17 protein-coding genes are annotated in these 17171 nt (G+C 73.4%); 6 read left to right on the top strand and 11 right to left on the bottom strand.

Annotation, left to right across the window (positions count from 1 at the left end; translation table 11 throughout):
• Positions 1-162: 162 nt before the first annotated feature.
• The 3 genes from C4V41_RS32715 to C4V41_RS32705 form a co-directional block, all read right to left on the bottom strand.
• Positions 163-4176 (bottom strand): hypothetical protein, encoded by a 4014-nt coding sequence (locus tag C4V41_RS32715; protein WP_103959818.1) that lies wholly within the window; start codon positions 4174-4176, stop codon positions 163-165.
• Positions 4177-4287: 111 nt separating this feature from the next.
• Positions 4288-4794 (bottom strand): methyltransferase family protein, encoded by a 507-nt coding sequence (locus C4V41_RS32710; protein ID WP_103959817.1) that lies wholly within the window; start codon positions 4792-4794, stop codon positions 4288-4290.
• 61 nt (positions 4795-4855) lie between these two features.
• A complete protein-coding gene (locus C4V41_RS32705) occupies positions 4856-5818 on the bottom strand; it encodes an NAD(P)-dependent alcohol dehydrogenase (RefSeq protein ID WP_103959946.1) in 963 nt (320 codons plus the stop codon).
• A gap of 91 nt (positions 5819-5909) precedes the next feature.
• Between C4V41_RS32705 and C4V41_RS32700 the strand changes: the two genes are divergently transcribed.
• Together C4V41_RS32700 and C4V41_RS32695 are read left to right on the top strand one after the other, a co-directional pair.
• A complete protein-coding gene (locus C4V41_RS32700) occupies positions 5910-6554 on the top strand; it encodes a TetR/AcrR family transcriptional regulator (protein WP_200824382.1) in 645 nt (214 codons plus the stop codon).
• Positions 6555-6624: 70 nt separating this feature from the next.
• Positions 6625-6807 (top strand): DUF1918 domain-containing protein, encoded by a 183-nt coding sequence (locus C4V41_RS32695; RefSeq protein WP_103959815.1) that lies wholly within the window; start codon positions 6625-6627, stop codon positions 6805-6807.
• On the opposite strand, the gene C4V41_RS32690 is transcribed toward C4V41_RS32695, so the two are convergent.
• Positions 6804-7337, bottom strand: a complete 534-nt coding sequence (locus C4V41_RS32690; protein ID WP_103959814.1) for a type II toxin-antitoxin system prevent-host-death family antitoxin — start codon at positions 7335-7337, stop codon at positions 6804-6806. The two genes, C4V41_RS32695 and C4V41_RS32690, sit on opposite strands and share 4 nt — an antisense overlap.
• 133 nt (positions 7338-7470) lie before the next feature.
• On the opposite strand from C4V41_RS32690, the gene C4V41_RS32685 reads away from it, so the two are divergent.
• Both C4V41_RS32685 and C4V41_RS32680 read left to right on the top strand, forming a co-directional pair.
• Positions 7471-8286, top strand: coding sequence for an SDR family NAD(P)-dependent oxidoreductase (locus C4V41_RS32685; RefSeq protein WP_103959813.1), 816 nt, complete (start codon positions 7471-7473; stop codon positions 8284-8286).
• 9 nt (positions 8287-8295) lie between these two features.
• Entirely contained in the window at positions 8296-8841 is a 546-nt protein-coding gene (locus C4V41_RS32680) for a GNAT family N-acetyltransferase (protein WP_103959812.1), read from the top strand.
• Here the strand turns inward: C4V41_RS32680 and C4V41_RS32675 are convergent.
• Complete coding sequence (locus C4V41_RS32675; RefSeq protein WP_103959811.1) at positions 8828-9364, bottom strand: hypothetical protein; 537 nt, start codon at positions 9362-9364, stop codon at positions 8828-8830. The genes C4V41_RS32680 and C4V41_RS32675 overlap by 14 nt on opposite strands.
• Positions 9365-9507: 143 nt before the next feature.
• Here C4V41_RS32675 and C4V41_RS32670 point away from each other — a divergent pair, with 143 nt between their 5' ends.
• Positions 9508-10269 carry an SDR family NAD(P)-dependent oxidoreductase gene (locus C4V41_RS32670; protein ID WP_103959810.1) on the top strand — a complete coding sequence of 254 codons (762 nt, stop codon included), beginning with the start codon at positions 9508-9510 and terminating at the stop codon, positions 10267-10269.
• Positions 10270-10329: 60 nt separating this feature from the next.
• Positions 10330-10893 (top strand): DUF4142 domain-containing protein, encoded by a 564-nt coding sequence (locus C4V41_RS32665; protein ID WP_103959809.1) that lies wholly within the window; start codon positions 10330-10332, stop codon positions 10891-10893.
• Positions 10894-10976: 83 nt separating this feature from the next.
• On the opposite strand, the gene C4V41_RS32660 is transcribed toward C4V41_RS32665, so the two are convergent.
• The 6 genes from C4V41_RS32660 to C4V41_RS32635 are packed head-to-tail and all read right to left on the bottom strand — an operon-like array spanning position 10977 to position 17170.
• Positions 10977-12404 (bottom strand): aldehyde dehydrogenase family protein, encoded by a 1428-nt coding sequence (locus tag C4V41_RS32660; protein WP_103959808.1) that lies wholly within the window; start codon positions 12402-12404, stop codon positions 10977-10979.
• Positions 12401-13504, bottom strand: coding sequence for a P1 family peptidase (locus C4V41_RS32655; protein WP_103959807.1), 1104 nt, complete (start codon positions 13502-13504; stop codon positions 12401-12403). The genes C4V41_RS32660 and C4V41_RS32655 overlap by 4 nt, the downstream gene beginning before the upstream one ends.
• Positions 13504-14682 carry a M20 family metallopeptidase gene (locus tag C4V41_RS32650; protein ID WP_235030507.1) on the bottom strand — a complete coding sequence of 393 codons (1179 nt, stop codon included), beginning with the start codon at positions 14680-14682 and terminating at the stop codon, positions 13504-13506. Before C4V41_RS32650 ends, C4V41_RS32655 begins: the two co-directional genes overlap by 1 nt.
• Complete coding sequence (locus tag C4V41_RS32645; protein WP_103959806.1) at positions 14679-15479, bottom strand: ATP-binding cassette domain-containing protein; 801 nt, start codon at positions 15477-15479, stop codon at positions 14679-14681. The genes C4V41_RS32650 and C4V41_RS32645 overlap by 4 nt, the downstream gene beginning before the upstream one ends.
• The gene (locus C4V41_RS32640) at positions 15448-16362 is read right to left on the bottom strand and encodes an ABC transporter ATP-binding protein (protein ID WP_103959945.1); all 915 of its coding nucleotides are present in this window, start codon (positions 16360-16362) and stop codon (positions 15448-15450) included. Before C4V41_RS32640 ends, C4V41_RS32645 begins: the two co-directional genes overlap by 32 nt.
• Positions 16349-17170 carry an ABC transporter permease gene (locus C4V41_RS32635; protein ID WP_235030506.1) on the bottom strand — a complete coding sequence of 274 codons (822 nt, stop codon included), beginning with the start codon at positions 17168-17170 and terminating at the stop codon, positions 16349-16351. Before C4V41_RS32635 ends, C4V41_RS32640 begins: the two co-directional genes overlap by 14 nt.
• Position 17171: the final 1 nt, after the last annotated feature.

Below are 17171 nucleotides of genomic sequence, written 5' to 3'. Positions count from 1 at the left end.
CACCCCGCACTTCGGCTGAGGTCCCTTTGCCGGAGAATGGCGGGGGCCGGTCGCCCCGCGACGAAGCGGCACGCGCGGCCACCGGCGCCTCAGGCGGCATGCGGCCATCGGAGCTTCCGGCACCTGGCAGGCGGGGCTCCGAGGGCGCGGTAAGGCTTCGGGCTAGCGGGACTCCGGGCGGGTGGCGGGGCGATCTGGGGCGCAGCCGCCGACCTTGGTGCCCGTGACCTTCCACTCCGCCCCAGGGAACGGGCTCATGAAGTGGGTCAGCAGGTCCACCGCGTAGTCCGGCACCTGGCCGCCCGGGTCCAGCAGGGAAACCATCTGGGGGCCGTCCGCGCCGCGCAACGTGATCGTGTTGGTGCCGGGGCCCGATGCGAAGCCCGGTTTGGTGTCCACCGTCACGCACGCCATCCGGATCCCCGCCGCCCGGATCTCCTGTTTTGCCCCGATGCGGCGCATTCGCTGGTCGTAGCGGCGCAGGGCCAGGGAGGTGGTGGGGCCGATGCGGACCGTCTCGTTGAAGGCGTCGCTGCCGATGTCCCTGGTCAGCTTGACGTTCAGGTTGACGTCAGGCCGCAGGTTCACCTTCTTGGCGGCGAGCGTGAGCGTCCCGTAGTCGCCCTCGAACCCCGGCGCGACGTACCCGAGGGCGGGTGGCGCCTTCAGGCCGAACGGCACCTTGCCCGGCCGGACGCGCAGCCACGACACGCGCCGCACGGACAGCCCGACGTCCTCGACGGAGCTCTGCCCGAGCCCGAACCGGCCGCCGACGTGGTAGGTCAGGAAGCCGGTCGTGTACGGGACCTCCTTGCTCACCGCGATGTTCTGCGGCGCGACGGCGTCCACCTTGAGCCCGGCCCGCAGCGCGATGCGCCCCGTCGGCACGGGTTTCGAGACCAGGTCGAGCGACTGATCCGGATTCAGCCGGATGGTGGTGTCGGCGGCCAGGTCCTGGACCGCGAACGACACGTCCCCCAGCCGCCCCGACGGATCCACCAGCCCGCCCTCCACGCCGAGCCGCCCGTCGAGGGTGCTGACGCCGCCTTCGGCCTTGTACGTGACCGCCGGCACGCTCAGCCCGGCCGCCGAGGCGTCGGCGTCCACCCCGAACACGGCGGGCACGTCGGAGAACCGCAGCTCCCCGGTGCCCTTGCCGGCCAGGGTGACCTTCGCGGTCAGGCTCTTGACGGCGGCGGAGTTCCGTACCCGGATGCGGGTCTTGGCGCCGTAAGTGCCCTCGACGGCCACGGCGGCGGGCACCGGGTCGATGGCAACGTGCCCGCGCAGGCCGGCCGCCTCGGCGCGCACGGAGAGCGCGCCGAGCGTGGCGGCCGGCTCGATCCGGTACGCGGCCCGCACGGCGTTGCCCTGAGCCACGTCGAACGGCCCCAGCGTCATGCTCGTGATCTTGGAGGGCAGCCCGGTCAGGTCGGCCCTGGCCTTGATCGGCACGGGTGACAGCACGCTGCTGGCCAGGTAGAGGCCCAGCGTCCGGCGCTTGGGGCTGAACCCCGAGAACGCGAACGTCTTGCCCGCCAGGTCCACCGTCACCTGGTCGGGCAGCCCGGTCACGTCCAGGTACCCCTGCAGCCCGAAGCACCCGCGCTGCGCCACGCAGAAGGGCCCCTGCGCGCAGCCCGGCGACCCGGCGGCACAGCCGCCGTCCACCAGCGACACGCCGCCGGGCACGGCCGGGGCCGCGCGCATGCGGTCGAGGGCGGCCGCCTTGCCGAGCCAGGCGCGGGCGCGCACGTCCAGGCGGGAGCCGGAGTAGGTGAGCTTGGCGCCGTCGGAGGCGACGGCCAGCCGCCCGGGTACGGGTCCGAGGGTGCCGACCAGCCCGAAGCGGTCGTCGCCCCTGGTGACGTCGGTGTCCACGGCGAGGGTCTGCCTGGCCGAGCGGAAATCGGCGGTGAACCCCTGCGCGGCCGGGCTGAACTCCACCCGCGACAGCCCCTTGACCAGCACACTGGCGTCCAGGTCGCCGCTGGCCTGACTGTAGTGGGCGGCCAGGTGCGGCCCGGTGGGCGCCTTGGCGCCGTCGTGGTTGGTGAACGCCAGCGCCGCCGACCCCACCGGCCCGGACAGGCCGCGGAAGCGGTAGGCGGCCGGGTCCCAGGAGGCGTCGAAGCGGGCGGGCACGCGGGTGACCTCGGCGGCGGCCCTGACGTAGCGGCCGTCCAGCTTGGTCCTGGCCAGGGCGGAGACCTTCGCGACCGGCGCGTCCGAGGTCCAGGTCAGGGTTCTGGCCTTGGTGTCGGCGACGAGCTCGGCGCGCTTGCGCACGCCCTCGACGCTGGCGCGCAGGTCCTCGCCGGTGGGGTGGGTGACGTGCGCTTTATTGGCATAAATCCGCACTTGCTGGATCGTGGAGGACGTGTCCACCTTCACCGTCGAACGCTCGCCCAGCTCCCACGACGCCTTCACGTCGTCGTGCACCCCGAGGACGGTGCCGTCGATCGTCGGGCCGGACTTGAGGTTCGCGTACGAGGCGCGGAGCTGGTCGATCGTGCCGCTGGCCTGGTAGACGGCCTTCCTGGCGGCCGGGTCGAGCGTGACGTCCACGGTGGCGGGCGTGTTGGAGATCTCCATCCGGGCCACGTGCGTACGGTCGATGCTGGCGGCGCCCACGAACGAGCGGCCGCTGGAGTTCACCTGGAGGCGGGCGCGCGGCGCGGCCCCGTACGTGACGTCGAATCCGGACAACCCCATCAGCAGCCCCGACACCCCGACGGCGGCGCCGTCCTTGATCATGGTGACGTGGCCACCGCGCGGGCTGGAGATGGCGCCCTCGTTGCGCTGCAGCACCACCGCGAACCTGCCGATGGGCGAGCTGGACTCCTGGGTGACGCTGTGCCCGGTCAGGTCGCCGACCAAGCGCACCTTGGCGGGCAGCGCGCTGAGCTCGGCCTTGAGGACGGTCTTGGCCGCGGCCCGGTCGAAGTAGAGCAGGCGGGCGGCGCCGGAGCGTCCCGCGCCGGAGGTGACGGTCAGGGTGTGCTTGCCGCCCTGCGTGCCGTACCTGGCGGTGAAGGCCGGCGGGACGCGCTGGAGCTCGACGTCGGTGACCTTGGACAGCCGGCCGTCGCGGTAGCCGAAGCTGTGCAGCCGGGCGCGGCCGATCGAGGACGGGCTCTTGAAGCGGATCTCGCCACCCGTCAGGCGCACCTCGGCGCGGGTGGGCATGCGGTCCAGCACGGCCTGGACGAACCGGCTGCCGGTCACGGCGAGCGCGTCCAGTTTCGCGGGCGCGGAGGCGGTGACGTCCAGCATCGGCGAGTCGAGCGCCGCGTTGACGGTCAGCTCCTCGGTCGCGGGGGTCTGGCGCAGGCTCACGGCCGTACGCCCGGCCAGCCCGGCGATCACGGCGGCGGACTCCCCCGGCTCCTTGCGCTCGACCTTGGCCTTGACGCGCTTGCCCGCCAGGTCGACGGTGAACGAGCCCCAGTCGGAGGCCGACAGCGACGACCCGCGCCGCAACCCGTCGAACCCGACCGACACCTTGCCGTCGTACTCGGCCCAGACCCGTGCCTTGACGCTCTGGCCCGACAATCGCCTGACGGCGAACCCGAGCCCGACCGCGCCCTCGGTGGGACTGGCGGTGGGCACCAGGTCGGCGGCCAGGTCGGGGGTGGCGTCGCCGGTCACGTCGGCGGCCACCGGCACGCCGACCGGCCGGTTGATCGAGCACGAGACCGGGACCTGTTCGCTTTCGACGCACAGCCGGTACGACAGCCCCGGCACGGCCTTGCCCAGCCCGTCGAACGTCTTGAGCACCGACGCCAGCGGCTTCAGCAGCGTGAGCGTCGCGGCCTGCGCGGTGTCCGGCAGCACGTCGCGCACCGAGGGCGCCCCCTTGCCGAGACCCTGCTCCTCCTGGACGGCGGCGGCGTCGGCGGTGATGCCGTTGACGAGCCGCGGCCCGGCGGGCGTGGTGACCTCGGGCGCGTCGGGGCCCACCTTTTCGTCGGCGGCGGGCCGCAGGGCGAGCGACGGCCCCGCCGGCACGGTCACGACGGAGGCCGGCGGCTCCTCGACGGCGGGCACGGGCTTGACTCTTGAGACCGGCGCCACCGCGGAGGGCACCTGCGCTCCGGCGGCGGACGGCAGGGCCACGAGGGTTGTGGCCGCCATGAACGTAGAAGCGAGCACACGCAGGAGAGCGTGCGGCATGAAGCTTTCCCCCGGACCTATCTAATTCATCCCATCAGAAACATAGGTCACGAGACGACCATAGTTCCTCACTCAGAGTCAAACCACCCCCGACATGGGACCCCAATTTTTTCAGGGCCGGTACGGGCGCACGCGCGGCCACCAGCCGGGAACGTGCGCCCGGTAGGTGTCGTAGTCGGCGCCGAACGTGGCCCGCAGGTGCGGTTCCTCGTACCAGTGCACGAAGGCGTAGACCGGGACGGCCATGACGGCGACGTACACGAGCAGCCAGGGATCCCCGAAGATCATGGCCTGCCCGATCACGGCGGCGAAGACGGCGACGTACATGGGGTTGCGGACATACCGGTAGAGGCCGCCGACGACCAGCCGCGTGGGCGGGGCGAGCGGCATCGGCGTGCCGAGCCCCTCCACCACGAACCTGGCGAACGCGCCGACCAGCACGACCAGCCCCGCCACCACCAGGATCGCGCCGGCCACCTGGAGCGGGATCATGACCGGGCCCGGGAAGGGGTCGCGCGGCTCCCACCCGCCGACCCAGTACGGGCCCAGCACGGCGGCGGTGCCGGGGGCGGCCGCGAAGAAGGCGGCGCTGGCGAGGGCGGCGGGGGTTCTGCGCATGGCCTGCTCCTAATTCATTATGTGATGAGTTTAAGAGGCACCCCCGCCGCCGTCAACGGGCTCACACGACGCGGACGACGATCTTGCCGCGGACGCCGCCCGCCTCCATGGCCGCGTGGGCCTTGGCGATGTCCGCCAGCGGGAACACCGTGTCCACGACCGGCCGGATCATTCCCTCCGCCACATAACGGCCCAGCCCGGCGGCGAGCCAGTGGGTGACACCGCCGCTGAAGATCCGCACCCGTCCCCGCCCGAAGACGGCCGAGGCGGCGACGTAGCCGAGAGAGGCGGCCGGCCGGCCGACGTCGAAGGCGATCGCCACCATGCGGCCGCCCGGCGCGAGCAGCCGCCGGTAGGTGGCGTGGGAGGTGCCGACGGTGTCCAGCACCACGTCGAACGGCCCGAGCGCGGCCGCGTCGGTCGTCGCGTAGTCGTGCACCTCGTCGGCTCCGAGATCGCCGGCGAAGTCGAGGGTGCGGGCCCCGGCCAGGGCGGTGACGTGGGCTCCGAGGGCGTGGCCGAGCTGCACGGCGACGCTGCCCACCCCGCCGGCCGCCCCGCGGACGAGCAGCCGTTCGCCCGGCCGCAGCCCGGCCTTGTCGCGCAGGGCCGTGATCGCCGTCGTGCCCACGGCGGGCAGGGCCGCGGCCTCGGCCAGGTCCAGCCCGGCCGGGACGGGGGCGATGTGCCGGGGCCGGACGGTCACGTACTCGGCGGCGCTGCCGAACGTGCGGGGCAGCAGCCCCCACACCCGGTCTCCCACCTTGGGGCCTGGGCGGTTACGGCCCGGGCCGAGGGCGGCGACCTCGCCGGCGAAGTCGATGCCCACGCGCTTCGGGAAACCCCGGCTCGCCAGCCCGGTCACCGGCCGCAGCCGGCCCGCCCGGCCGTACAGCTCGCCGCCGTTCACGCTGGCGGCGTGCACGCGCACCAGCACCTCGCCGGGGCCGGGGACCGGCTTGGGGACCGTGCCCTCGTACAGCACCTCCGGGGGGCCGTAGCGGTCGTACAGGGCGGCGCGCATCTCGTTCATCGTTCAAGTCCTTTCCGTGGGTCGGGAAGGACGCTAGCCCGCTAAACGGATGGGGTCGTCCACTTACGCTAATGTGAGAAACATGCCTGCTCATCCCTCTCGGATAGCGCCCGATCTGCGGGCCGACGCCCGGCAGAACCGCGACCGCATTCTGGAGGCGGCGCGTGAGGCGTTCGCCGCGCGCGGGCTGGACGTGCCGATGGCGGCCATCGCGCGGCGCGCGGGCGTCGGCGTGGCCACCCTCTACCGGCGCTTCCCGTCCAGGGAGTCGCTGGTGACGGAGGTGTTCGCCGACCAGTTGACGGAGTGCGTGTCCGTCCTGGACGAGGCGCTGGCCGACCCCGATCCGTGGCGGGCGTTCCAGAAGGGCATCGAGAAGCTGTGCGCGATGCAGGTCACCGACCGGGGGTTCACGGCGGCGTTCCTGACGGCGTTCCCGGGCGCGGCCGACTACGAGCGCGCCCGCGCGCGGGCCGAGGCGGGCCTGGCGGAGCTCGTCCGCAGGGCCAAGGCCACCGGGCGGCTGCGCGCCGACTTCGCGGTCGCCGACCTGACGCTGCTGCTCATCGCCAACTGCGGCATCGCGGAGTCGGTCCCGGACGGGGCGGCGGCGTCGCGGCGCCTGGTGGCGTACCTGCTGCAGTCCTTCAGGGCCGAGAACGCCGCCCCGCTGCCGCCACCACCCCCGCTCGCCCTCGACTACGTTTCACGAGCCTTCACCGGCTGACGCCGTCTTTCCGTAAGGGCCCGGCTGGTGCACTGTGGGAGTGAACCTCCCAGCGGAGAGGAAAGCCGCCATGCAGGCGAACGTCGGTGACCACCTGATCGTCCACGGTCATGTCGTCGGGCAGCGAGACCGCAAGGGCGAGATCGTCGAAGTCCGGGGGCCCGAGGGCGCTCCGCCTTACCTCGTCCGCTACGAGGACGGGCACGAGCACCTCGTCTACCCAGGCCCCGACGCGGTGGTCGAGCCGGCCTAGTCGCGCTGGTCGCGCAGCGAGCGCAGCGCTTCGGCGATGTCGCCGCCGGAGCCGGCCGCCATCACGGTGCCGTCCCGGTCGCGGGCGATGGCGGCGATGTCGTCCTGCGGGCCCCGGGCCAGGGTGATGGTGCGGCCCTCGGTCAGCAGCTCCTCCAGGGGCGGGCGGCGCTGGGGCGCGGGCCGGTCGAGCAGCCGCCGGGCCGCGACCAGGGCGGCGACCGGGGTGCGGTGGCGGGTCAGCAGCAGGGGGCCTTCGTCGTACGGCTGAGCGGCCTGGCGGACGATGTCGCCGAGCTTGGCGCGGGCCGTCGACAGCGACAGGACCGGCAGGCCGGACAGCATGCCGGGCACCGCCGACATCGGCACCAGCGCGGCCCACTCCCAGCGCTCGCGGGTGATCAGCGTGGTGGTGCCGCTCCGGGCGGCGCTGATGAGCGTGCCCCAGCGGGCGCGCGCCTCCTCCACGCCGAGTGGGGGGCCGAAGCGCGCCTCGAGTTCGTCGTACGAGGGCCGTTCCGAGTCGATCATGCGGAGATCGTACCCAACTTTTGCAAGGCGCCTTACGATTTCGCGGCAGTCTCGATCGCCGCGCTCGCGGCCGCCTCGGCCGTGCCCCGGGCCCGCTGATAGCGTCGAGCGGAGGAGCCGACTGGAGGTGGGCATGCGTCCCATGGAGCAACGCACGATCCTCGTCACCGGCGCGACCGACGGCCTGGGCCGGGCGCTGGCCGCCGACCTGGCCGGCCGGGGCGCGACCGTTCTCGTGCACGGCCGCGACGACGGGCGCGGCCAGGACACGCTGGACGAGATCCGCGCCCGCGTCCCCGGGGCGCGGCTGCACTGGTACCGGGCAGATCTGGCCTCCCTCGGCGAGGTGCGCGAGCTGGCCGCCGCCGTCGCGGGCGAGCACCCGGGCCTCGACACGCTGGTCAACAACGCCGGGATCGGCGCGACGGTGCCGGGCGGCGAAGGGCGGCAGGAGAGCGCCGACGGGCACGAGCTCCGGTTCGCGGTCAACTATTTGGCCGGATATCTGCTCACCCGGCTTCTGCTGCCGGTGCTGCGGGCGGCGGCGCCGTCCAGGATCGTCAACGTCTCCAGCCTGGGGCAGGCGCCGATCGACTTCGACGACGTGATGCTGGTCAAGGAGTACAGCGGGGTGCGCGCGTACTGCCAGAGCAAGCTCGCGCAGGTGATGTTCACCGTCGACCTGGCCGAGGAGCTGGCGGGCACGGGGGTCACGGCGAACGCGCTGCATCCGGCGACGTACATGCCGACCAAGATGGTCGTCGCCGCGCCCGCGAGCGAGCTGCGGGAAGGGGTGGAGGCCACGTCGCGGCTGGTCACCGACCCGGAGCTGGACGAGGTGTCGGGGCGCTTCTTCGACGGCACACGGCCCGCGCAGGCCCTGGAGCAGGGCTACGATCCCGGCGCCAGGGCCCGGCTGCGGAAGCTGTCGGAGTCGCTGACCGGCTAACGTACTGCGGTGGCCGTTTATCTGGAGACCGAGCGGCTGGTCCTGCGCCGCTTCACCGAGTCCGACGCGGACGCCCTGTTCGCGCTGCACAACGACCCCGAGGTCATGCGCCACCTCAACGGCGGCAGGCCGACGCCGCGCGCCGTGATCGTGGACCAGACGCTGCCCAAGCTGATCGACGGCGCATACTTCGCGGCCGTCGAAAGGGCCACGGGCGAGTTCCTCGGCTGGTTCTGCCTGCGGCCGGCCGAGAACGGGCCCGCCGACGAGCCCGAGCTGGGCTACCGGCTGCACAAGGCGGCCTGGGGCAAGGGCTACGCCACCGAGGGCTCGCTCGCGCTGATCGCCAAGGCGTTCACGGAGCTGGGCGCGCGGCGCGTGTTCGCCCAGACGATGACGGTCAACCTCGGGTCGAGGCGGGTCATGGAGAAGTGCGGGCTGCGGTACGTCCGTACGTTCTGGACGGACTGGCCCGAGCGGATCGAGGGCTCCGAGCAGGGCGACGTCGAGTACGAGCTGCTGCGCTCCGACTGGGAGGCCCTCAGCCGACGCTGAAGTCGCCCTTGAAGGGGGCGCGGCGCACCCCGTCGCTCCCGGGATGGGCCGAGCACTCGCCGGTGCGGCCGAGCAGGCGGGTGTCGAAGTGCCCGGTGAAGCGCTGTCCCTCGAAGGGGCCGCTGACGACCATGCCCGTCGCCGTGGCGGTGTTGACGGCGCCTTCCGTGACGGTGACGTCGAGCTCGCTGACCAGCGGGGTGCCGCGCACGTCCCACCTGATCATCGCGCGCCCGTGTCCCCGGCCCACGTCGCCGGCCAGGCAGCTCAGCTTGACGTCCCGCAGGTCGGCGTAGAAGCGGGCGGCGCCGATGCCCAGGTCGCTGTGGTCCACGCATTCGCGCTCGTCGCCGAAGTAGTCCACCCGGTGGTCCTGCCGGACCGTCCGTACACCGGGGCTGAACTCGGCGCCCCCCGAGGTGTGACAGGAGATCGTGGCGGCGGCGTGCGCGGGAGCGGGCGCGATCGCCGGCGGCGCGGTCAGGACGAGAGCGGCCGCTAGAACGTTCACGGGAGCGGGCATGCCGCTGCTCCTTTCACAGGGGTCATGATCGCGTCGAGCCTGTCCCGCTACGTACGGCGACGTCAACGCTACACACCGGCCTTGACGCAACCGTGGGCCCGAGACCTGGTGCACTGGTCGGACCAGTCGCTAGGGTGCCTGCTATGGGATATGACGCGCTGTTCCGCCTGGACGGCCGGCGAGCCGTGGTGATCGGGGCCGGGAGCGGGATCGGCAGGGAGGCGGCGCTGGCGCTGGCCGCCCACGGGGCCTCCGTGGTGTGCGCGGACCGGGACGTCGCGGCCGCTCAGGAGACCGCCGACGGCTGCGGCGGCGCGGCGCGGCTGGTGGACGTGCTCGACGCGCCGGCGGTGCGGGCGCTGGCCGACGAGCAGCCGGCCGACGTGCTCGTGTTCACGGCCGCCACGAACGTGCGCAAGCGGCTGCTCGACTACACGGGCGAGGAGTTCGACCGGGTGGTGAGCCTCAACCTGCGGGCCTCGTTCGACGTGGTGCGGGCGTTCGGGGCGGGCATGGTGGAGCGGGGGCGCGGCTCGATCATCGGGTTCGCCTCGATCAGGGCGTCGGTCACCGAACCTGGGCAGAGCGTCTATTCGGCGACCAAGGCGGGGCTGGTGCAACTGCTGCGGACGGCCGCGGCGGAGTTCGGGCCGCACGGGGTGCGGGTGAACGCCGTCGCGCCCGGCGTCGTGGAGACGCCGCTGACCAGGCAGATCAAGGAGAACCCCGGCTGGTACGCCGCGTACGCCGCCAAGAGCGCGCTCGGCCGGTGGGCGGCGGCGGAGGAGATGGCCGGGGCGGTGGTCTACCTGGCGAGCGACGCCGCCAGCTTCGTCACCGGCTCCGTGCTCTACGTGGACGGCGGCTGGACCGCCGTGGACGGGCGTTTCGATCCGCCGAATTAGCCCGAATATCTCGGCCGGAACGGGGCAGCGAACATGAGTCCTGATCGAAAGGAGTGACTCATGAGAACAGCACGGAAATTAGCAACCGCCGGCATGGCGGCCGTGCTGCCCCTGACCATCGCCCCGATCGCCACCCCCGCCCAGGCTCGATCCCAGGCCGCTCCGGTCACCGCCGTGGCTCCGGCGAGCACGGCGCTGCACCTGTCGGCGCGGGACAAGGCGTACCTGAGGGCGGCCCACCAGGGCAACCTCGCCGAGATCGCGGCCGGGCAGGCCGCGCTGCGCAGGTCGCGCGACGAGAACGTCCGCGGCATCGCCTGGCGGCTGATCCGCGATCACCGCCGGTTCGACGCGCGGCTGCGCGAGGTCGCCGACCGGTTCGACGTCCGCCTCCCCAGGTGGCCGACCTCCGAGCAGCGCGACGATCTGCGCGAGGTCACCGACCGGCCCGGTCGCCGGTTCGACCGGGCCTGGCTGCGCTACCAGGAGGACGCCCACGAGTACGCGCTCTGGCTGGGGCAGCGTGAGCTGCGCCGCGGCCACTCGGCGTGGGTGAAGGACCTGGCGCGCGACAGCGCCCCGGTGGTGCGGCACCATCTGCGCGTCATCCGCGCGGAGCTGTGACTCATTCCCTCACCTGACCGGAAGGCCGGTCAGCGGCTCGACCGTGCCCGCACCGACTCCGCCCGGAGCCGGTGCGGGCTCTTCTACGGCCTGATGATGGCCATCCGGGTCACGGTGAACTCCTCGATGGCGAAGCGGGGGCCCTCGCGGCCGATGCCGGAGTCCTTGACGCCGCCGTACGGCATGTTGTCGGCCCGGAACCCCGGCACCTCGTTGACCACCACTCCGCCCGCCTCGATTCGCTCGATCGCCGCGAACGCCGTGGCCAGGGAGCGGGTGAACACGGCGGCGTGCAGGCCGTACCGGGAGGTGTTGACCGTGGCGAAGGCGGCGTCGAGGCCGGGCACCGAGCGCACGCACACCACCGGCCCGAAGATCTCCTCGTCCCACGCGGCGGCGCCGTCGGCGACGCCGTCGAGCACGGTGGGCGCGATGGCCCGGCCGTCGCGGCTCCCGCCGATGACCGCCGTCGCTCCCGAGGCGGCGATCCAGTCGAGGACGCGGGCGGTGGCGGCCTCGTCGATGAGCGGCGCCACGCGGGTGCCGGGCAGGCGCGGGTCGCCGACCGTGACGCCCTTGACGCGGTCGGCCAGCAGGGAGACGAACGGCTCCCGTACGGACTCCTCGACCAGCACCCGCTGCACCGAGATGCACGCCTGGCCGGAGGCGTAGTAGCCGCCGCGCACCACGGCGTCGGCGGCGGCCTCCAGGTCGGCGTCCGCCGCGACCACGAGCGCCGCGTTCGAGCCGAGCTCCAGCAGCACCTTGGTGGGGGCGGCGCCGCGCGCGATGGCGTGGCCGGCGGTGGCCGAGCCGGTGAACGAGACCGCGCCGATCCGCCGGTCCTCCACCAGCGTCCTGCCGACGTCGGCGTCGCCGGTGACGAGCTGCACGGCGGCGGGCGGCAGGGCGGCGGCGGACCTGAGGAGGTGGACCAGCCAGAGCGTGGCCAGCGGGGTGGCGGGCGCGGGCTTGACGATCACCGGGCAGCCGGCCGCGATGGCGGGGGCGATCTTGTGGGCGGCCAGGAGGAGCGGATAGTTGAAGCCGGTGATGCCGACGACCACGCCGATGGGCCGGCGCGTCCAGAACCCGACCAGGCCCTCGCCCGAGGGCAGCAGGTCGAGCGGCACGGTCTCGCCGTGCAGCCTGGCGACCTCCTCGGCGGCGGTGGCCAGGGTGACGAGCGTCCTGGCCACCTCGACCCGGCAGTCGATCAGGGGTTTGCCGGTCTCGTGGACGAGGAGGCGCTCGAACTCCTCGCGCCTGTCCTTGAGGGCGTCGTGGGCGTGCGTGAGGGCGGCGCGGCGGGCGTGGGACGGCAGGACGGCCATCGCGGGGGCCGCGGCCAGCGCCTCCTCGACGGCGCGCCTCGCCTGCTCCGGAGTGCCGAGCGGGGCCTTGGCGACCAGGGTTCCGTCGTAGGGGAAGATCACGTCGGTGGTGCCCGCCGTCTCCTCCCATCCGTCGCCGATGGGCAGGCCGGCCGGCCATGGGGTGTCGATGGTCATCGCTCTTTCCGTAGGGCGCTCGGGAACACGTCGAGGTACGCGGGCGCGCCCTCGCGGCCGGTGGCGGCCAGGATGGCGTGCGCCACGGCCCGGCTGAACACGTCGGCTCCGGCCGCCAGGACGTCCTGGAAGACGTCGTGGTCCGGAGTCTTCTGGGCGCAGGTGGCCAGGGCGAAGATCGTGTCGCCATCGGTCATGGTGTGGGCCGGTCTGATGGCCCTGGCCAGGCCGTCGTGGGCGACGGCGGCCAGCTTGCCGCACTGGGCCTTGGTGAGGGTACGGTCGGTGGCCACCACGCCGATGGTGGTGTTGAACGCCGGCGTGTTGCTCGGCCGCCACGCGTCCGTCTCCGCCTTTGCCGGGGCCTGGAGGTGGCCGAACTCGCCGGGGAGTCCGTAGCGGGCTCCGGCCAGGGTGCCGTCGTGGGGGTCGAGAACGGAGCCCACGGCATTCACCACGGCCAGGGCGGCCACGGTGGTCCCGTCGGGGAGCACGGCGCTGGCGGTCCCGACCCCGCCCGCCAACCCCCCGGCCATCGCCCCGGTCCCGGCCCCGACCGACCCACTCGCCGCCGGGGCCGCCGTCCCTTGAAAGGCCGCCGCCCCAGCCCCTTCCCCCAAAGGGGCCACGGACCGCGGACCGCCGTCCGGAGCCGGGGGCCCTTGAGCGTCCTCCCTCAGGAGCGCGGCGTCGTAGGCGGCTGTGCCCAGGGTGGCGTCCGGGGTGGCGTGGAAGGTGCCGCCGCGGCCGAGGTCGAAGATGACGGCCGCCGGGACGATCGGCACCGTGCCGCCCGCCACCGGGTACCCCACCCCGGCCGCGGCCAGCCGGGACATCACGCCGCAGGCCGCGCTGAGGCCGAAGGCGCTTCCGCCCGACAGCACCACCGCGTGCACCCGTTCCACCAGGTTGCGGGGGTCCAGGAGTTCCGTTTCGCGGGTGCCGGGTGCGGCGCCGCGGACGTCCACCCCGGCCACCGCCCCCTCGAAAGGCGTCAGGACGACGGTCGTGCCCGTCAGAAAACCGCCCCCGGCCCGGTGCGCGTGGCCGACCCGCAGGCCCGCCACGTCCATCAGGGAGTTCGTCGCCCCAGCGCGCATCAGTGGTCGCCGTTCAGGAACCGGCGGGCCGCCTCCGCGAACACCCGGGTGCAGCGGACGATCTCCTCGACCTCGACGTACTCGTCCGCCTGGTGGGCGATCCACTTGCCCCCCGGTCCGTACACCACCGACGGGATCCCGCCCCAGTGGGTCAGCACGGTCCCGTCCGTCGAGCCGGGCACCCCGCCGTACACCGGCTCCTCCCCCGTCACCGACCGGTGGGCGGCGGCCAGGGCGGCCACGACGGGGTCCGACACGGGGACGTCCACGGGCGGCCGGTCCACCAGGATCGACACGTCGGCGGTGATGCCGCCGCAGGCGGCCAGGGCGGCCACCCGGTCGGCGATCTCCTTGTGCTCGGCGCCGGGAATGGTGCGCACGTCGATGAAGACCGAGGCGACCGCCGGGATGACGTTGACCTGCTCCTCTGAGCCGGCCCGCAGGACGGTCGGGGTGACGTACACCTCGCCGAGGTGCTCGTGCGCCGGGTGCCGGGCCTGGAGGTCGCGCTGCAGGGCACGCAGACCGACCAGCAGGGAGCCGACCGCTTCGAGGGGGTTGCGGCCGTGTTGCGGCATCGCCCCGTGGGCCATCTTGCCGGTCAGGTCCACCCGCAGCCGCAGCGCGCCCTTGGCGACGGCGCAGATCTCGCCCGCCTCCGGCTCGGCCACGATGGCGCCGTCCACGCCGGCCGTCAGGCCCTCCGAGACGAAGTGGTGGGCGCCGAGCATGAGACCTTCCTCATCGGCGAGCGCGCACACCTTGATCCGGCCGGGGAACGGCCCGGCCAGTTGCAGGGCGCGGGTGGCGTAGAGGGTGGCGGCGAGGCCGGACTTCATGTCGGCGCTGCCCCGCCCCCACAGCCGCCCGTCGCGGATCTCGCCGCCGAACGGGTCGACGGTCCAGGTGGACAGGTCGCCCTCGGTCACCACGTCCGTGTGCCCCTCGAACATGAGCGTCGGCCCATCCCCGCCGCCGCCCTCCACGACGGCGACCACGTTCGGCCGGCCGGGCGCGGCCTCGGACACGACCGGTTCCCAGCCCCATTCGCGCATCTTGGCCTCGACCAGCTCGGCGGCCGGCCGCTCGTTGCGGCCGCGCGCCGGGTCGTTGGTGCTGGGGATGCGCACCAGCGCCTGCGTGAACTCCACCACTCCCCTGGCGTCGACGTCGATCACAGCAATCCCTCCAGAGTCGGTACGGCCTCCAGCAGCGCCCGCGTGTACGGATGCGAGGGCGCGGCCCAGACCTCGTCCACCGGCCCGCTCTCGACGATCTCGCCCGCGCTCATGACGGCGACCGTCTCGCACACGTGCCGCACCACGGACAGGTCGTGCGAGACGAACACGAGCGTGAGCCCCAGCTCGTCCACGAGGTCGGCCAGCAGGTTGAGTATCTGCCCGCGTACGGAGACGTCCAGTGCGCTGACGGGTTCGTCGGCGACCAGCACCTTCGGCCGGGGCGCGAGCGCGCGGGCGATGGCGATGCGCTGCCGCTGCCCGCCGGAGAACTGGTGCGGATAGCGGCCGGCGGCCTCGGCCGGGAGCCCGACCTCGTCGAGCAGTTCGGAGATCCGGTTCCCGACCGGCAGGCCGAGGGCGATGAGCGGCTCGGCGACGAGGTCGCGCACGCGCATGCGGGGGTCGAGGGAGCTCATCGGGTCCTGGAAGACGATCTGCAGGTTCTCGCGCAGGAAGCGCAGCCGCTTCTCCGGCCTGCCGGTGATCTCCTGGCCGTCGAAGCGGATGGAGCCGCTGGTGGGCTGGTCGAGGGCGCAGAGCAGGCGCAGCAGCGTGGACTTGCCCGAGCCGGATTCGCCGACGATGCCGTAGCGTCCGCCGCGCCGTACGGTGAGAGACACGTCGCGCAGGGCGTGGACGGTGGCGCCCGGCCTGGTGAGCGAGGTTCGGGGGCGGTGGTAGACGCGGTTCAGCCCCGCGGCCTCAATCAGCGGGGTGCCAGCATGCGTGGGCATGGCCGTCTCCTGTCAGCGCGGGCGCGGTCTCGCACGTGGCGGTGGCGTGCGGGCAGCGGTTCCTGAACACGCAGCCGCCGGGGAAGTGCCCGGCCGACGGGACGCCGCCCTGGATGGTGGGCAGGCGGGTGCCGCGCGGGGTGAGCCTGGAGGCGGCCAGCAGGCCCTCGGTGTAGCGGTGGCGGGGCCGGGTGAAGACGTCGCGGATGGGGCCGGACTCGACGACGCGGCCGCCGTACATGACCAGGACGCGTTCGCAGACGGAGGCGACGACGGCGAGGTCGTGGGTGATGAACAGCAGCGCGGGCGCGACCTCGGCGATCAGTTCGAGCATCTGCTTCTGCACGGTGACGTCGAGCGCGGTGGTGGGCTCGTCGCAGATGAGCAGCTCGGGCCCGTTGGCCAGGGCGATGGCGAGCATGACGCGCTGGCGCTGGCCGCCGGAGAGCTGGTGCGGGTACGCGCGGGCGATCTGTCCCGGCTCGGGCAGCCGTACACGTGCCAGCAGCTCGATCGCCCGCTCGCGGGCCTCGGCACGGGAGCGCCCGTGCAGCGTCATGACCTCGGCGACCTGGGCGCCGACGCGCATGAGCGGGTTCAGCGCGGTCATCGGCTCCTGGAAGACCATGGACACGTCGCGGCCGCGCAGGTCCTTGATCCGGCTCTCCGGCACGCCGACCAGGTCGCGTTCGCCGAGCCTGGCCGTCCCGGAGGCGGCCACGCCCTCGGGCAGCAGGCCCATGAGCGACAGCGCGGTCAGTGACTTGCCCGAGCCCGACTCGCCGATCAGCCCCACCCGTTCGCCGGGCCCGATGGCGAACGACACGTCGCGGACGAGGTCGACGGCGTCCGCGCGCACGGTCAGGCCGTCAACGCTCAGCACGGATCCTCCTGAGCTTGGGGTCGAGGTAGTCGCGCAGGCCGTCGCCGAGCAGGTTGAACCCGAGCACCGCGAGCGCGATCGCCAGCCCGGGCCACAGGGCCAGGCGCGGGGTGGAGAAGAGCAGCCCGTACGACTCCTGCAGCATCCGGCCCCACGACGGGGTGGGCGGCCGGGTGCCGAACCCGAGGAACGACAGCGCCGCCTCGGCCAGGATGGCGATCGCGAACGACACCGACGCCTGCACGATGAGCATGGAGCCGATGTTCGGCAGCACGTGCCGTACGGCGATGGCGGCGCGGCGGCGCCCGGCGGCCCTGGCGGCCAGGATGTAGTCGGTGACCATGACCTGCAGCGTGGCGGCGCGGGCCACGCGGGCGAACGCGGGCACGGTGGCCACCCCGATGGCGATCATGGCGGTGAGCGTGCCGGGCTCGTACACGGCGCCGAGCATGACGGCCAGCAGCAGCGCGGGGAACGCGAACACCAGGTCGTTGACGCGCATGATGAGCTCGGACAGCCAGCCGCGCGGCGTCATCCCGGCGATCACGCCGAGCGGGGTGCCGATGACGGCGGCGATGCCGACCGCGACGATGCCGACGTAGAGGGTGGTGCGGGCGCCGACCATGAGCTGGCTGAGGGTGTCGCGGCCGTACATGTCGGCGCCCAAGAGGTGGCCGCCGCCGGGCTCGCGCAGCCGGCCGGCGGCGTCCACGAGCGTCGGGTCGTGCGGCGTCCAGAGGAACGACACCACCGCCGCGAGCGTCACGAGCCCGACGAGCGCGCCGCCGGCCAGGAGCCCGGCGTTCATC

Source organism: Nonomuraea solani, from assembly GCF_900108335.1.
Lineage (GTDB): Bacteria > Actinomycetota > Actinomycetes > Streptosporangiales > Streptosporangiaceae > Nonomuraea > Nonomuraea solani.
Note: the sequence above shows the minus strand (reverse complement) of the source record. Positions and strands in the feature narration are given on the sequence as shown.

Coding starts and splice junctions, on each gene's coding strand:
- C4V41_RS32715 (WP_103959818.1), bottom strand. CDS start 4,176: ATGCCGCACGCTCTCCTGCGTGTGCTCGCTTCTACGTTCATGGCGGCC.
- C4V41_RS32710 (WP_103959817.1), bottom strand. CDS start 4,794: ATGCGCAGAACCCCCGCCGCCCTCGCCAGCGCCGCCTTCTTCGCGGCC.
- C4V41_RS32705 (WP_103959946.1), bottom strand. CDS start 5,818: ATGCGCGCCGCCCTGTACGACCGCTACGGCCCCCCGGAGGTGCTGTAC.
- C4V41_RS32700 (WP_200824382.1), top strand. CDS start 5,910: ATGCCTGCTCATCCCTCTCGGATAGCGCCCGATCTGCGGGCCGACGCC.
- C4V41_RS32695 (WP_103959815.1), top strand. CDS start 6,625: ATGCAGGCGAACGTCGGTGACCACCTGATCGTCCACGGTCATGTCGTC.
- C4V41_RS32690 (WP_103959814.1), bottom strand. CDS start 7,337: ATGATCGACTCGGAACGGCCCTCGTACGACGAACTCGAGGCGCGCTTC.
- C4V41_RS32685 (WP_103959813.1), top strand. CDS start 7,471: ATGCGTCCCATGGAGCAACGCACGATCCTCGTCACCGGCGCGACCGAC.
- C4V41_RS32675 (WP_103959811.1), bottom strand. CDS start 9,364: ATGCCCGCTCCCGTGAACGTTCTAGCGGCCGCTCTCGTCCTGACCGCG.
- C4V41_RS32670 (WP_103959810.1), top strand. CDS start 9,508: ATGGGATATGACGCGCTGTTCCGCCTGGACGGCCGGCGAGCCGTGGTG.
- C4V41_RS32665 (WP_103959809.1), top strand. CDS start 10,330: ATGAGAACAGCACGGAAATTAGCAACCGCCGGCATGGCGGCCGTGCTG.
- C4V41_RS32660 (WP_103959808.1), bottom strand. CDS start 12,404: ATGACCATCGACACCCCATGGCCGGCCGGCCTGCCCATCGGCGACGGA.
- C4V41_RS32655 (WP_103959807.1), bottom strand. CDS start 13,504: ATGCGCGCTGGGGCGACGAACTCCCTGATGGACGTGGCGGGCCTGCGG.
- C4V41_RS32645 (WP_103959806.1), bottom strand. CDS start 15,479: ATGCCCACGCATGCTGGCACCCCGCTGATTGAGGCCGCGGGGCTGAAC.
- C4V41_RS32635 (WP_235030506.1), bottom strand. CDS start 17,170: ATGAACGCCGGGCTCCTGGCCGGCGGCGCGCTCGTCGGGCTCGTGACG.